Origin of the sequence: Streptomyces sp. NPDC048584 (assembly GCF_043199595.1) — a bacterium.
Classification (GTDB): domain Bacteria; phylum Actinomycetota; class Actinomycetes; order Streptomycetales; family Streptomycetaceae; genus Streptomyces; species Streptomyces edwardsiae.
Map to the genome: position 1 here is coordinate 46,013 of NZ_JBICWF010000012.1, position 14,578 is coordinate 60,590.

The 14,578-nt window shown below is 70.4% G+C and carries 9 protein-coding genes; 2 read left to right on the forward strand and 7 right to left on the reverse strand.

The window, feature by feature from the left end; all coding sequences use genetic code 11:
• Nucleotides 1-9 precede the first annotated feature (9 nt).
• From ACGFR9_RS25145 to ACGFR9_RS25170, 6 genes are all read right to left on the reverse strand, one after another.
• A complete protein-coding gene (locus ACGFR9_RS25145) occupies nucleotides 10-723 on the reverse strand; it encodes a hypothetical protein (RefSeq protein WP_393212369.1) in 714 nt (237 codons plus the stop codon).
• Nucleotides 724-758: 35 nt separating this feature from the next.
• On the reverse strand, nucleotides 759-2,975 hold the full coding sequence (locus ACGFR9_RS25150) for a glycoside hydrolase N-terminal domain-containing protein (RefSeq protein ID WP_393212371.1): 2,217 nt from the start codon (nucleotides 2,973-2,975) through the stop codon (nucleotides 759-761).
• The gene (locus ACGFR9_RS25155; RefSeq protein ID WP_393212373.1) at nucleotides 2,972-4,942 is read right to left on the reverse strand and encodes a beta-galactosidase; all 1,971 of its coding nucleotides are present in this window, start codon (nucleotides 4,940-4,942) and stop codon (nucleotides 2,972-2,974) included. The genes ACGFR9_RS25150 and ACGFR9_RS25155 overlap by 4 nt, the downstream gene beginning before the upstream one ends.
• 142 nt (nucleotides 4,943-5,084) lie before the next feature.
• The gene (locus ACGFR9_RS25160) at nucleotides 5,085-6,020 is read right to left on the reverse strand and encodes a carbohydrate ABC transporter permease (RefSeq protein ID WP_393212375.1); all 936 of its coding nucleotides are present in this window, start codon (nucleotides 6,018-6,020) and stop codon (nucleotides 5,085-5,087) included.
• Nucleotides 6,017-7,051 carry an ABC transporter permease gene (locus tag ACGFR9_RS25165; protein ID WP_393212377.1) on the reverse strand — a complete coding sequence of 345 codons (1,035 nt, stop codon included), beginning with the start codon at nucleotides 7,049-7,051 and terminating at the stop codon, nucleotides 6,017-6,019. The genes ACGFR9_RS25160 and ACGFR9_RS25165 overlap by 4 nt, the downstream gene beginning before the upstream one ends.
• 27 nt (nucleotides 7,052-7,078) lie before the next feature.
• A complete protein-coding gene (locus ACGFR9_RS25170; protein WP_393212379.1) occupies nucleotides 7,079-8,773 on the reverse strand; it encodes an extracellular solute-binding protein in 1,695 nt (564 codons plus the stop codon).
• 358 nt (nucleotides 8,774-9,131) lie between these two features.
• Between ACGFR9_RS25170 and ACGFR9_RS25175 the strand changes: the two genes are divergently transcribed.
• Nucleotides 9,132-11,972 (forward strand): glycoside hydrolase family 3 C-terminal domain-containing protein, encoded by a 2,841-nt coding sequence (locus tag ACGFR9_RS25175; protein WP_393212381.1) that lies wholly within the window; start codon nucleotides 9,132-9,134, stop codon nucleotides 11,970-11,972.
• 129 nt (nucleotides 11,973-12,101) lie between these two features.
• On the opposite strand, the gene ACGFR9_RS25180 is transcribed toward ACGFR9_RS25175, so the two are convergent.
• A complete protein-coding gene (locus ACGFR9_RS25180; protein WP_393212383.1) occupies nucleotides 12,102-12,650 on the reverse strand; it encodes an NADAR family protein in 549 nt (182 codons plus the stop codon).
• Between the two features lie 417 nt (nucleotides 12,651-13,067).
• Here ACGFR9_RS25180 and ACGFR9_RS25185 point away from each other — a divergent pair, with 417 nt between their 5' ends.
• On the forward strand, nucleotides 13,068-14,558 hold the full coding sequence (locus ACGFR9_RS25185; protein WP_393212385.1) for a gamma-aminobutyraldehyde dehydrogenase: 1,491 nt from the start codon (nucleotides 13,068-13,070) through the stop codon (nucleotides 14,556-14,558).
• Nucleotides 14,559-14,578: the final 20 nt, after the last annotated feature.

Consider the following 14,578-nt stretch of genomic DNA (forward strand, 5'->3'; position numbering starts at 1 on the left):
GTGCTCAGGTCAGCCGCCGCTGACCGTCAGGTTGTTGGTACGGAAGTCCAGCCCGCCCGCCGAAGAGGTGATCTCGTAGCCGAACTGCACGTCACCGATGGTCTCGTTGCCCATCCAGCCCTTGGTGTCCTTGATCCACTTGAGGATCGGGAGGATGTTGACGGTGCCGGAGTTCGAGTCCGAGGTGCGCAGGAACGAGAAGACCTCGTTGGCCCCGTTGTTGCCCTTGTACACGTTCCAGGTGTGGCCGCCGAGGCTCACGGTGCCCTGCGAGGAGCCGAGCGGGCCCACGGCTCCGTTGTAGTTGACCCAGAGCATGATCTCGTAGTCGTAGTCCGTGTCCCAGATGTCGTACGAGGTGTTGTACGCGCCGGAGGACGGGACGGTGACGTTGTAGCTGCTGGTGAGCGAACCGAGGGAGGTGATCGACTTGTTGATCACCTTCTTGGCGTTCGGGTAGGACTTGATGCCGCCGGTGCCCGGGTGGTCGGCCCACGCGCCCCAGTTGGTGCCGGAGTTGGCCCAGACGCACTGGGCGCCGGCGCCGGAGCCCCAGATGTTGTTGTAGAGGGTGTAGCCGTTCAGGTTCGTGTTGCCCCACTGGTCGCAGGTGCTCCATATGGCGGCGTGCGCGGGGGCGGAGGCGAGTCCGACCGTCGCTCCGAGCGCGAGGGCGGGCGCCAGCAGGACCCTGGCGGTCCTGCTCAGGGTGCTTCTTGCCATGGTGTTCCTTCCATGGGTGGGGGGAATTGCGGGGGTCACCGTGTCTTCACCGTGAGGACGCGGTCTTCGCCGGCGACGAGGTCGAGCGGTTCGGCACCGACGGAAGTCCACAGGTCGATGCGGTGGGTGCGGGTGGGCCGCAGGACGGCGGTGGCGCCGTCCGGGGTCCAGGTGAGGTCGAGCGAGGCGCCGAACCGGGTGCGGATTCCGCGCAGTTCACCGCTCGGGTACTCCGCGAGGGGCGCCGGCAGCAGCACCAGCCGGCCGGGGGTGGACTGGACGAGCGACTCGATCAGCACGGCCGGGAGCGTGTGGGCGGCGTCGGCGTTGTAGACATGCCGGTGGGGGTAGTGCGCGCTCATCAGGGAGGCGTGGAAGAAGTCGCCGTCGAGGACCTGGCCGAGGGCGTGGGCGACCCGCTCGCCGTCCCGGAGGCGGGCCGCGATCAGCGCGTGGTGCAGATGGCCGTGGGCGGAGTCGTTCTCGGCGCCGCGCAGTTCGAGGGCGCGGTGGGCGGCGGCGGCCAGTTCGGGAGTGTCGTAAGGGGTGATCTCGTCCAGGGGCCAGACGCCGTAGAGGTGGCTGAGGTGGCGGTGGTCGTAGGAGTCGTCCAGGCCGGGCCACGCCCATTCGGCGAGCGCGCCGTCGGCGTTGATCCGGTGCGGGGGCAGCCGGTCGGCGAGCGCCCGCCGGCGCTCGGCGTGCTCGGGGTGGTACGCGGCGGCGGTGCGCAGGGCGTGCCGGGCGGCGGACAGGTCCATGGCCGCGTTCACCGCGCCCCAACTCGCGTTGGCGGGACGGTTCTCGGGCGAGTACGAGGGGACGACGACCAGTTGTCCCCCGCTGTCGGTGCGGGTGAGGAAGTCCTCGTAGAACAGCGCGACTTCGGCGAGCGCGGCGGTGGTGTCCGGGTCGCGCCCACCATGGGTCTCGTCGTGGTCGACGAGCGGTTTGAGCAGCCAGTCGGCGCCGGCCGTCCAGAGGTGCAGCGGGTACTCGCGGCTGAAGTGGTACGAGTGCCCCGACTCACCGTCGCTGTGGGCGGGCGCGACGGCGCCCCGGGTGCCGAAGACGGCACGGGCGTTGTCCCGCCAGTCCGGCAACTGGCGTCGGACCAGGGCGGCCAGCGCCTCGGTGACCTCGGGGAGGGCGGCCGCGGCGGCGGACGCGGTCTGGAGGTTGAGGTTGGCGTCATGGGTGAAGGCGCCGGACCAGGCGGTGTCCCAGTCGCCGGTCCAGAGTCCGGTGAGCCGGGGCGGGAACAGGCCGCTGGAGGAGAGCAGATGGTAGCGGCCGGCGGCGAAGAGCCGTTCGAGCAGGGCGGCGGAGTGCGGCCGGGTGAGCAACTCGGAGCCGGGCAGCGCGCGTTCGTCCGGGTCCGCGGCGAGATCGAGGGCGACGCGTTCGTAGGCGGTGCGGTGCGCGGCGGCATGGCGGGCGAGGAGGTCGTCGTACGAGGCCTTGGGCGTCGCGTCGAGCAGATCGCGCAGGGCGCGGCTCTCGGCAACCACGTCGGCCTCACCGGTGTGCCGTCGCACCCGGGTGAGCAGCAGCACGGACCGGGCGCCCTCGATGCGCGCGCCGGGCGGGGCGAGCGCCGTCCGGCCGCCGCCGACGGCGACCAGGGTGACGCCGGTGACGGCGAGGTCGCTGCCGGGGTAGCGGGCGCGCAGGCTCAGCAGGGCGCCCTCGGGGGTGAGGACGGCTCCGTGGCCGACGCTCAGCCCGGTGGGGGCGTTCGGGAGGCGGTGGTCGAGGGAGATGTCGAGGCTGAGGCCGGGTCCGGTGAGGAGCTGGACGATCACGTCGTCGGCACGGGAGACGAAGACCCGGCTGGTCCAGCCGCCGTGGGCGGCCTCCGCGACGCCGGTGGCGAAGTCGAGCGTACGGCGGTATCCGCCCAGGGCCGGATCGTCGCCGTCCGGACGGCGCACACGGAGTTGGAAGGCGGGGTGGAAGGGCCGTACCCATGTGAGCGGGCGGCCGTCGGTGAAGTCCTCGGCGGCGGTGAGGTCGCCGGACAGCAGCCGGTCCTGGAGGCCGGGCAGCTGGTCGGCCAGCAGAGGCGGCCGCCGGCCCCCGTCGTCGCCTTCGCCCGGGCGGACGAGGGTGTGATGGGTGACGACGGTCCGGTCGTCGTTCGGATCGCCGAACACAAGGACGCCGTGCCGGCCGTTGCCGCTCAGGAAGGCGTCCTCCCAGCGGGCGGCAGGGCGGGGCTCCCAGGTTCCGTGGACGGGTCCGGTATTCATGGCCTGAGCACCGCCGCTCCGTAGCGGCCGAGGGTGACGCGGTCGGTCACGGTCGCCTCCGTGAGCAGGTCGTGGTGGGTGCCGGGGAGGTCGACGGTGACCGGCTCGCGGCGGTGGTTGAGCAGGAACAGCAGACCGCCGCGGCGGACCGCCTCCACCGTGTCGGGGAGTCCGTCGAGCACCGGCCGCACACCGGCACCGGTGGCGACGCGGGTCAGCAGCGCGCGCAGGTCCTCGGGTTCGGGGAGTGTGGAGACGTACCAGGCGCGGCCCTTGCGCAGCACGGCGGGCAGGCCGTCCAGTTCCCCGCCCTTGTAGGGGACGGTCTCGTCGGCGGTGCCGTCGGGTTCCAGTTCCTCGGACCACAGGGTGCCGCGCAGCCCGCCCTCGCACTCGGCGGTCTCCCCCGGCTCAAGGGGCCACCACTCGTGCAGGGTGCGGATGCCGAACAGTTCGCGCAGCCGTGCGTCCATGCCGCCGGGCCGCACCCGGTCGTCCTGGTCGGCGACACCGGTCAGGAAGCCGCAGACGAGGGTGCCGCCGCCGCGTACGTAGGCGAGGAGGTTGTCGACGGCCGCGTCGGTGAGGAGGTAGAGCTGCGGGACGACGACCAGCCGGTAGCCGGTGAGGTCGTGTCCGGGGTGGGCGAAGTCGGTGGTGAGGTGGGCCTGCCAGAGAGCGCGGTGCCACGCGGTCAGGACCCGCGGGTGGTCGACCTCGCGGGAGGGTCGGGCCTCCTGGTCGCCGGCCCACCAGGAGTGCCAGTCGTGCAGCACGGCGACGTCGGCGGTGATCCCGCCGCCGGTGACATGGGGGCCTATCCGGGCGAGGTCCGCGCCGAGTTCCCTGACCTCCTGGTACGTACGTCCCCGCGCACCCGCGTGGCTCACCATTCCGGAGTGGAACTTCTCGGCGCCCTGCCGGGACTGGCGCCACTGGAAGTAGCAGACGGCGTCCGCGCCTCGGGCCACGGCCTGGAGGGACCACAGCCGGTTGAGTCCGCGCGGCTTGGGGTGGTTCACACCGCGCCAGTTGACCGGTCCGGCGGCCTGTTCCATGAGCATCCACGGGCCGCGGGCCTGGGAGCGGGTCATGTCCTGCACCAGGGCGCCGCTCTGCGCGCCGTGCGGGTCGCGGGGGTCGGGGTAGAGGTCGACGGAGACGACGTCCTCCTCCTCGGCCCAGCGCCAGGCGTCCTGACCGGCCCACAGCGGCATGAAGTTGGTGGTGACCGGGAGGTGGGGGGTGTGCCGGCGGACGATGTCGCGTTCGGCGGTGTAACACTCCAGAAGCATGTCGGACGTGAAGCGCTTGAAGTCCAGTACCTGGGTGGGGTTCTTCAGGTAGTGCGCGTGCCGGGGCGGCCGCACCTCGGCCCAGTCGCCGTAGCCCTGGCTCCAGAAGGCGGTGCCCCAGGCGGTGTTGAGGGCGTCGAGGTCGCCGTAGGTCCGGCGCAGCCAGTCGCGGAAGCGGGCGGCGGCCTCGTCGCCCCAGTCGTAGGTGCAGTACTCGTTGTTGATGTGCCACAGGGTGAGGGCCGGGTGGGTGGCGTAACGGGCGGCCAGGTCCTCGGTGACGGCGGCGGCGTACCGGCGGTAGGTGGCGCTGGAGTGGGAGAAGTGCTGCCGCCCTCCCCAGGATTCGGTCCGCCCGTCGGCGTCCCGGGGCAGGGTGTCGGGGTGCAGGTGCCCCATCCAGGGCGGCGGAGAGGCGGTAGGGGTGGCGAGAACGACTCCGATGCCATGGTCGTGCATCAGATCCATCACCCGGTCGAGCCACCCGAAGTCCCGCTCGCCGGGGCGTGGTTCGAGCTTCGCCCAGGAGAAGACGCCGAGGGTGACCGAGTTGACCCCGGCCTCCTTCATCAGCCGGACGTCCTCCGCCCACACCTCCTCGGACCACTGCTCGGGGTTGTAGTCACCGCCATAGAGAAGACGACCACGACAAACGTCACTCAAACTGGGCAAGGAAACCTCTCATCGAGGGGCAAGGGGAGAAACCCGAAGGGGCGCGGGGCTGTGTTCGGCATGCGGTTCCGCCGCGGGGGCGCGACCAGCCACAACGAGCCCGCGGCCACAACACAGCGCCGCCCCCGAAGGGGCAAGGGCGTCAGCCCTTGACCGCCCCCGTGAGCATCCCCTTCTTGAAGTGCTTCTGGACGAACGGCGACAGCACGGCCACCGGCAGCAACGCCATCACCATCACAGCCATCTGCACGGCCAGCCCGGACAACTCCCCCGTCTTGATCGCCTGCCCCAGCCCCACCGGCGCCTCCTGCTTCTGCACCAGCTGGATCATGACGTTCTGCAGCGGCAGCATGTCCTGGTCGTTGAGATACAGCGACGCGTTGAACCACGCGCTCCAGTACCCGACCGCGTAGAACAGCGTGATCACCGCGACGACCGCGCGGGAAAGCGGCAGCACGATCTGCCGCAGGATGCGGACATCCCCCGCCCCGTCGATCCGTGCGCTGTCGATCAGTTCCTGCGAGATGCCCATGAAGAAGCCGCGCAGCACCAGGATGTTGAAGACGCTGATCGCGCTGGGCAGGATCAGCGCGAGGTAGCTGTCGGTCAGGCCGAGGGACTGGACCAGCAGGTAGGTGGGGATGAGGCCGGCGCTGAAGAACATCGTGGCCAGCAGCACCATGAGGATCCAGCGGTGGCCCAGCGAGCCGCTGCGGGAGAGTCCGTAGGCGCACAGCACCGACACCGTCATCGAGAAGAGCGTGCCGACGAGGGTGACGCCGATGCTGACGAGCGCGGCCCGGGTGACCTGGCCGCCGCTGAGCAGTTCCTGGTAGGCGACGAAGGTGATGTCCGTCGGGATCATCACCAGTCCGCCGGCCTCGTCGATGGCCTTGCGGGTGGACAGGCTGGTGACGACGACGATCCACAGCGGGAACAGGATGGCGAGGCAGGCGAGGAACAGCACCAGCGCCTTGCCGGCGAGTCCGGTCCTGCTGGGTGCCTCCTCCCACACGGGCCGGGGCGGGGCCGCCCAGCGGCCCGGTGGGCGTGCGGGCTTGTCGATGACGGCGGTCACTTCTTGTACACCCCCTGCTCGCCCATGAGATGGGCCACCTTGTTCGCTATCAGGACCAGGCCGAGACTGATGACGCCCTTGACGAGTCCCGCGGCGGCCGCGTAGCCGAAGTCCTGGTTGCGTACGCCGTTCCACCACACGAAGGTGTCGAGGACCTCCGAGGCGCCCGGTCCGACGGCGTCGCGTTGCAGCAGGATCTGCTCGAAGCCGACCGTCAGGGCGTCGCCGACGCGCAGTACCAGCAGCAGGGCGATGACCGGGCGCAGCGCGGGCAGGGTGACGTGCCACATACGGCGCCAGCGGTTGGCGCCGTCCATGGCGGCGGCCTCGTACAGGTCGGGGCTGACCGAGGCGAGTGCGGCGAGGAAGACGATGATCCCCCAGCCGGCGTCCTTCCACACGCTCTGCGCGGTGATCAGGAACTTGAAGGTCTCCGGGTCGGTCATCAGGCTGAGCCCGTCGTACCCGTGGTCGCGCAGGATCTGGGAGAGCAGTCCGGCGCCGCCGAACAGTTGCTGGAAGACGGCGATGACCAGCACCCACGAGAAGAAGTGCGGCAGGTAGAGGATGGCCTGCGAGATCGCCCGTACCCGGGGCCTGACCACGCTGTTGATGAGCAGCGCGAGCAGGATGGGGACGGGGAAGTAGAGGATCAGCTGGAGGAAGAACAGGACCAGTGTGTTCTGGACCGCGTTCCAGAAGGCGGAGTCCTCGAAGATCCGCTGGAAGTTCTCCAGTCCGACCCAGGGGCTGTGCAGGATGGAGACGACCCCGTTGTCGCTGATGTAGGGGTCGTACTCCTGGAACGCGACGACGTTGCCGAGGATCGGCACGTAGTTGAAGAGCAGGACCAGCACGACGGCCGGCAGTGTCATCAGCAGCAGTACGCGGTCGCGCCGGAACCGCACGCGCAGGGCGAGCTTTCCGGCGGGTGTCCTCCCCGTGGCCCCGGCGGCGCCGCCGTGCGCCGCCGGGGGGTTCTCCTTCGTTTCGGCCTCGGTGTCGGTCCGAGGCACCGTGCTGTGGGACACGGCGGTTCTCCTTGCCTCGGTACCTGGTCAGCCGGCCGCCGAGCCGTTCTCGTCGAGGATCTTCCGGTACCAGTCGCGGAGTTTGTCGCCGCCCTTGCTCTTCCAGTCGGAGACGGCCTGCTGCACATCGCCGACCTTCTTACGGCCGCGGACGACGTCGTCCTCCAACTGCTCGAAGTCGTTGGAGAGGTTGGTCCAGCGGGCGGGTTCGGTGATCTGCATGCCGTAGAAGGACGGCTTCTTGGTGAAGGCGCCCATCCGCTGCTGCCACTCCACCTGGCCCTTGGCGACGTCGGGGAAGTCGGGGTGGGCGATGGTGGCGGCGGGGCTCGCCACCATCACATAGGCGTTCATCACGTCGATGTTGCCCTGGTCGGTCTTGGTGGGCACGCCGTCCTTGACGGTGTAATGGGTGCCCTCCACGCCGTAGTTGGTGGCCATGTACTCCTTGGTGCCGTACGGCGCCGCGGTGACGTTGGCGACGGCCAGCACGTCGCGGATCACGGCCTCGGGGGCCTTCTTGTTGATGAAGGCGAAGATGCTGGCCGGGTTCTGCGCCCACAGGGCGGGGTCGCCGCCGTCGTGGCCGAAGATGTCCATGCCCCAGATCCTGAACTCGGGGTTCTGGGTGGCCTGTTCAGCGGTGCGGCTCCACCACTGGGAGGAGTCCTGGTTGTAGATGAGGAACTCACCGGCGGCGAACTTGGGTCCGGGGTCGGCGGCGTTGCTCTTGCCGAGCCTGGCGTCGGGGTGCACCACGCCGGCGGCGAACAGCTTGCGCGTCCACTCCAGGGCCTCGAGGTACTCCTCGGTCTCGATGCGGTAGACGAGTTTGCCGTCGACCTCGTTCCAGCCGAGGGACTTCTCGTTGCCGGAGAGCACGCCGAAGGCGTTGAAGGCGGTCCACTTCATGTCCAGGCAGGCCCAGCGCTTGGCCTTGGCGTTGGTGGCGTCCTTGGCCAGCGCCAGGAACTCGTCGCAGGAGCGGGGGACTTCGTAGCCCTCCTTCTCGAAGACGTCCTGGCGGTAGAGCGGCACGATGCCGGTGACGTACGAGGACGGCATGGGCAGGCCGCGCAGTTTGCCGCCGAAGATGGAGCGCTGCCAGGCGTCGGTGGGGATGGCCGCGAGGTTCGGGTACTCCTTGACGGCGTCACCGGACAGATACGGGCCGAGGTCGGCGAACTTGCCGATGATGGCGCTGGGTATCTTGCCCGTCATGTTCCAGCCGGGCACGACCACCACGTCGGGCACCTCGCTGGAGGCGAGGACCGCGCCGAGTTTCTGGTCGTAGGTGTTGCCGTCCTGGTTCTGCCAGACCACGTCGACGCCGATGAGGTCATTCATCGAGGTGTAGTAGGCGTTGTCGTCCTTGGGCGGGGAGCCCCAGAACGGCGACATGATCGTGACCTCGCCGCCCTTGCCGAGCTTCTTCGGCACCGACGTCTTCAGGTCCGCCAGAGCGAGCCTGCCGGTGAAACCGACCGCCGAACCGTTCTTGCTCGGGATGTCGGGCGTGACCACATTGCTCGCCACATACGCGGGGAGGATCTTCTTGGCGTCCTTGCCCGACGTGGTGCCGTCCCGCGAGCCTCCGTCGGACCCGCCGCACGCGGCAAGCAGCGGCATTCCCCCCGCCACCGCTGCGGTGGCGACCGCCGAGGAGGCGAGGAAGCTTCTCCGGCTCGGCCCGGAGGACGTGGAGGCGGCGTTCGGCGTCATTGCGTCAACCCTTCATGGCGCACCAGGACACCCGGCGGTGGCCGTCGGCTGCGGTGTCTTCAGTGGAACTGGCTGAGCCGAAGCGGTCGTTCGGCGGAAGGTGCGCCGGAAAGGCGGGTCCTCGCAGTCGAAGCGCTTCGATGTGGTGCGAGGTTAAGTGAACACCCAGGGGCACACAAGGGTCGGATCCAAGATTCCTCGGATGTATGCGTGATCGCGATGCGGATATACCACAGGGAGATCGCAAGCGAGGCGTCCGATCTGTTGCACTCGAATCCCTTGACACCCGCCCCCGCCCCGAATGAGCATCGAAGCGCTTCGAAAGCGCCTCGTCGCTCCATCCCAAGGGGACCACCACGTGACCGCAACAACGCCGCCCACGCCGGCTTTCCGCGATACGGGCCTGCCGTTCGCGAAGCGCATCGACGACCTTCTGTCGCGGCTCACCCTCGACGAGAAGATCGGATTTCTGCACCAGTTCGGGCCGGCCGTCGAGCGGCTGGGCGTCGCCGCGTTCCGCACCGGCCAGGAGGCCCTGCACGGGGTCGCCTGGATGGGTCCGGCGACCGTGTTCCCGCAGGCCGTCGGTCTGGGCGCCACCTGGAACGAGGAGCTGGTGCGCCGGGTGGGCGAGGCGGTGTCCCGCGAGGCCCGTGCGATGCGGGTCCGGGACGAGCGCGTCGGCCTCAACGTCTGGGCGCCGGTGGTCAATCTGCTGCGCCACCCGCTGTGGGGCCGCAACGAGGAGGGCTACTCGGAGGATCCGAGGCTGACTTCGGCGATCGCCACCGCCTACACCCACGGCCTGCGCGGTGACCACCCGCTCTACTGGCGCACGGCCCCTGTGCTGAAGCACTGGCTGGCGCACAACAACGAGACGGAGCGCGACACCGCGTCCAGCTCCGTCCGTCCGCGCGTGCTGCACGAATACGACCTGCGTGCCTTCCGCGACACCGTGGAGGCGGGCACGGTGGCCGGGGTGATGCCGGCGTACAACCTGGTCAACGGCCGACCCAACCACGTGTCCCCGTATCTGCGGGAACAGTTGCGCACCTGGACCGAAGAGGACCTGCTGGTCTGCTCGGACGCCGGGGCGCCGTCCAACCTGGTCGACTCCGAGCACTACTTCGACACCCACGAGGAGGCCACCGCGGCGGCCCTGCGGGCCGGCGTCGACAGCTTCACCGATCACGGCACCGACAGCTCGACTGTCATCGGACGTGTGCGGGGCGCGCTGGAGCGGGGACTGCTGACGGAGGCCGACCTCGACACGGCCGTACGCCGTCAGCTCTCCGTGCGGTTCCGGCTCGGCGAGTTCGACCCGGACGCCGACCCGTACGCGGGGAAGCAGCCCTTCGACACCCCGGAGCACCGGGCGCTCGCCCAGGAGGCCGCCGAGCAGGCGATCGTCCTGCTGCGCAACGAGAACCTGCTGCCGCTCGCCCCGGACACCCGGATCGCGGTCGTGGGACTGCTGGCCGACGAGTGCAAGCTCGACTGGTACAGCGGCAGCCTCATCCACCGCTCCACCCCGCTGGAGGGGCTCTACGAGCGTTTCGGCGCCGACCGTGTGGAGTTCGCCGAGGGCGTGGACCGGGTGCTCCTGAAGACCTCCGCGGGCACGTTCCTGCATGTCCCGCCGGCACCCGAGGCCGCCGAGCCGGCCCGCGGCGCCGAGGGCGCGCTCGACCCGGCGCTGCTCGCGGGCCGCACCGACCTGCCGCCGCTGACCGCCGAGCCGGCCGGCAGCGAACTCGCGCTGGCCGACTGGGGCGAGGGCGTGCTCACCCTGCGCGCGCCCGACGGCCGCTATCTCTCGGTCGCCGAGGACGGATACCTCCGCGCCTCCGCCGACCAGCCGGGCGGCTGGATCGTTCAGGAGACGTTCCGGCTGGAACCGCACGGGGACGGTCACCTCCTCAGGCATGTGGGGACAGGACGCCATGTGCAGGTCGCCGCCGACGGCGTGAAGGTTGCCGACGACGACCCGGAGGTCTTCGAGCTGATCGTCGCCGAGCGCGGGGAGGACGCCGTCACCCGCGCGGCGGCCCGCGCCGACGTGGTCGTGGTGGTCGCCGGCAACGACCCGCACATCAACGGCCGCGAGACCGAGGACCGGACGACACTGCGGCTGCCCGCCCAGCAGGAGCGGCTGCTGCGTGCGGCCCGCGCCGCCAACCCGCGCACGGTGCTGGTGCTGACCTCCGCCTACCCGTACGCGGTCGACCCGGCGGACCTCCCCGCGACGCTGTGGACCGCGCACGGCGGCCAGGCGGCCGGCACCGCGCTGGCCCGGATCCTCGCCGGTGACGTCTCCCCCGCCGGGCGGCTGCCGCAGACCTGGTACGCCGACGACGCGGATCTGCCGGACCTGCTGGACTACGACGTGATCGGCGGCCGGCAGACCTATCTGTACTTCGAGGGGACACCGCTGTTCCCCTTCGGGCACGGACTGTCGTACGGGGCTTTCTCCTACGGGGAGTTGACGGCCGATGTCGTCGACTCCTCGGTGCGGGTCTCGTTCCCCGTCACCAACTCGGGGGACGTGACCGCCGACGAGGTGGCCCAGCTGTACGTCCGTGCCGTGGACCCGTCGGTCCCGCGTCCGCGCCGTGAGCTGCTGGCGCACCGGAGGGTGGGGCCGGCGCCCGGGGAGACGGTGGAACTGTCCTTCGTACTGCCGCTGTCCGCGTTCGCGTTCTGGGATGTGGCGGTGGGCCGGTGGCGGGTGGAGCCGGGGGCGTATGAGCTGCTGGCCGGTGCGTCCAGCGAGGACATACGGTCGCGGGTCACTCTCACGCTGGACGGTGAGCCCGCCGCCGCGCGTGCGGTGGTCGAACGCGGACTGGACGGGGCGGACTTCGACGAGCAGAGCGGTGTCGAGATCGTCGACCGGGACAGGTCGGCGGGCGACGCGGTCACGGCCGTGGCCGGGAAGGAGGGGGAACTCCTCTTCCGTCGCTGCGACTTCGGTGACGGGGTGACGGGGGTCGCCATGGAGGTGTCCGGCGAGGGGACGGCCGAGGTCTCGGTGGGTGACGGGCCGGTGCTCGCGTCGCTGTCACCGTCGGCGCCCACGTCGGGGCCGTACGACTACATCACGCTCCGCGCGTCCTTCGCCGTCGTCGACGGTGTGCGCGACGTGCGGGTCCGACTGCGCGGGCCGCTGCGGCTGGCGCGGGTCGGCTTCTCCGGTTGAGGGTCCGGGGAGGGCCGGCATCTTGGGCAGGGGCCCGGCATCGCGGACATCGGTGCCGGGCCTCTGCCGGGGTGGTGGGGCGTGATCGGCAGGTCATGTCCGCAGACCGGCTTCCCCGCGCGAGGCCGTTCAGCCGGCGCGCAGTCTGCGGCGGGCTTCCATCAGGGCGAACCCCAGCAGGTTCGGGCCGCGCCAGCGTTCCGGGTCTGCCGCGCCCTCGTCACCGGCCGCGAGGCCGATGCCCCAGACCCGGTCCACCGGGCTGGCCTCGACCAGGACGCGGTCGCCGGTGTTCAGAAGGAACGCGCGCAGGTCTTCGTGGGCGGTGAACTTGTGCAGGGTGCCTTCGACGACGAGGGGGAAGCGTTCGCTGCGCCAGGTCGTCTCGTCGAAGCCGCGTACTTGGCGTCCCGCCTTTTTCGCCTGTGAGGGGTGTTCTGCGGCGAGTACCCGGCGCTCGCCCTCCGGGTCGTCGAAGAGGCGGGCCTTCGCGGCCATCATCCAGTGTTCGGCGGTCGCGTAGTGCTTGCCGTCGACGGTGAACGGGGACGGCCACCACTGGCTGAGGCAGCTCGGGCCGACGCGGCCGTCGGGGTGGGGGCGGTGGCCCCAGAAGTGCAGGTACTTGACCTTCTTGCCGGCCCGGACCGCCTCGATCAGGGTCGCGTGTGAGTCCATGGGTGCGCTGCCTCCGTGTCGTTCGGTCCGCCCCCGCCGCCCCTTCCCGTCCCGAACCGGGGGCGCTGCCCCCGGACCCCCGCTCCTCAAACGCCGGAGGGGCTGTTTCCAGCCCGTCCGGCGTTTGAGGACGAGGCCCGAAGGGCCGACAGGGGGTCTGGGGCGCAGCCCCAGGAACGGGACGGGAAGGGGCGGCGGGGGCGAGAAAACCCGTCGTCTCCTCCGCGCCGGAGTCTCCCAGCAACCACCGACACCCGCCCCGCCATTTCCGTCGCCACCCCTCTCCCCACCAACAGATTCCGTCGCGTAACCAAAATTCAACAACGGAATCACTTGTTGGACTCCCCTCCCTCTGCCAGGATCGGCACTCAAATCGAGCCGGCGCCACGCCGCCCCTCGTGCACGGAGGAGAGCGACATGCACCATCCGGACGGAGCCCAGTTCATCGCCGGTCGCCCGGCCAAGGGCACCTCGGGCCGTACCCACACCGTCGTGAACCCGGCCACCGGCCAGGATGTGTACATCTACGAACTCGCCGGCACGGCAGACGTGGACACCGCCGTCACCGCCGCACGCCACGCGCTGACCACATGGGCGGCAGCCACCCCCGCCGAACGCTCGGACACCCTGCACCGCTTCGCCGAAGTCGTCGCCGACCGCGCGGAGGACTTCGCCCGCACGGAATCACTCCAGTGCGGCAAGCCGCTGAAGCTGACCCGCGAGTTCGACGTCCCCGGCACCATCGACAACATCGCCTTCTTCGCCGGCGCCGCCCGTCACCTCCAGGGCCAGGCGGCCGGCGAGTACTCCGGCGACCACACCTCCTACGTCCGTCGCGAACCCATCGGCGTCGTCGGTTCCATCGCCCCCTGGAACTACCCTCTCCAGATGGCCGCCTGGAAGATCCTCCCGGCGATCGCCGCGGGCAACACCGTCGTCCTCAAGCCCGCCGAGCTCACCCCGCTGACCTCACTCCTCTTCGCGCGGGCCGCGACCGACGCCGGAATCCCGGACGGCGTGATCAACATCGTCACCGGCACCGGCGGGGAGGCGGGCGAGCACCTGGTCGGCCACCCCGATGTGGCCATGACCTCCTTCACCGGCTCCACCGCCGTCGGCAGGCGGGTCGCCGAGATCGCCACCACCACCGTCAAACGCCTCCACCTGGAACTCGGCGGCAAGGCGCCCTTCCTCGTCTTCGACGACGCCGACCTCGACGCCGCCGTCAACGGCGCGGTCGCTGGCGCGCTGATCAACACGGGACAGGACTGCACGGCCGCCACCCGCGCCTACATCCAGCGTCCGCTCTACGACGCGTTCGTGGAGCGCACCGCCGCCCTGATGGAGACGGTCCGGCTGGGCGACCCCTTCGCCCCCGGCACCGACCTCGGCCCGCTCGTCTCGCACGCCCAGCGCGACCGGGTGGCCGGCTTCGTCGACCGGGCGCGTGCCTACGCACGCGTGGTGACCGGCGGCGAAGCGCCTCTGGGCGAACTGGAGAGCGGCGCGTACTATCTCCCCACCCTCATCGCCGGCGCACCGCAGGACAGCGAGGTCGTGCAGTCCGAGATCTTCGGTCCGGTGCTGGTCGTGCTGCCCTTCGACACCGACGACGAGGGCATCGCGCTGGCCAACGACACCCCGTACGGACTCGCCGCCTCCGCGTGGAGCAGGGACGTGTACCGGACGGGCCGCGCCACCCGCGAGATCAAGGCCGGGTGCGTGTGGATCAACGACCACATTCCGATCATCAGCGAGATGCCGCACGGCGGATACCGGGCGTCCGGCTTCGGCAAGGACATGTCCGCCTATTCGTTCGAGGAGTACACGCAGCTCAAGCACGTCATGTTCGACAACACCGCGGCGGTCCGCAAGGACTGGCACCGCACCGTCTTCGGGGACCGATAGCAGCCAGGCCGCCCGACCCG

Excerpts from the sequence above, each read along its gene's own strand:
- ACGFR9_RS25145 (WP_393212369.1), bottom strand. The coding sequence starts at position 723 with ATGGCAAGAAGCACCCTGAGCAGGACCGCCAGGGTCCTGCTGGCGCCC.
- ACGFR9_RS25150 (WP_393212371.1), bottom strand. The coding sequence starts at position 2,975 with ATGAATACCGGACCCGTCCACGGAACCTGGGAGCCCCGCCCTGCCGCC.
- ACGFR9_RS25170 (WP_393212379.1), bottom strand. The coding sequence starts at position 8,773 with ATGACGCCGAACGCCGCCTCCACGTCCTCCGGGCCGAGCCGGAGAAGC.
- ACGFR9_RS25180 (WP_393212383.1), bottom strand. The coding sequence starts at position 12,650 with ATGGACTCACACGCGACCCTGATCGAGGCGGTCCGGGCCGGCAAGAAG.
- ACGFR9_RS25185 (WP_393212385.1), top strand. The coding sequence starts at position 13,068 with ATGCACCATCCGGACGGAGCCCAGTTCATCGCCGGTCGCCCGGCCAAG.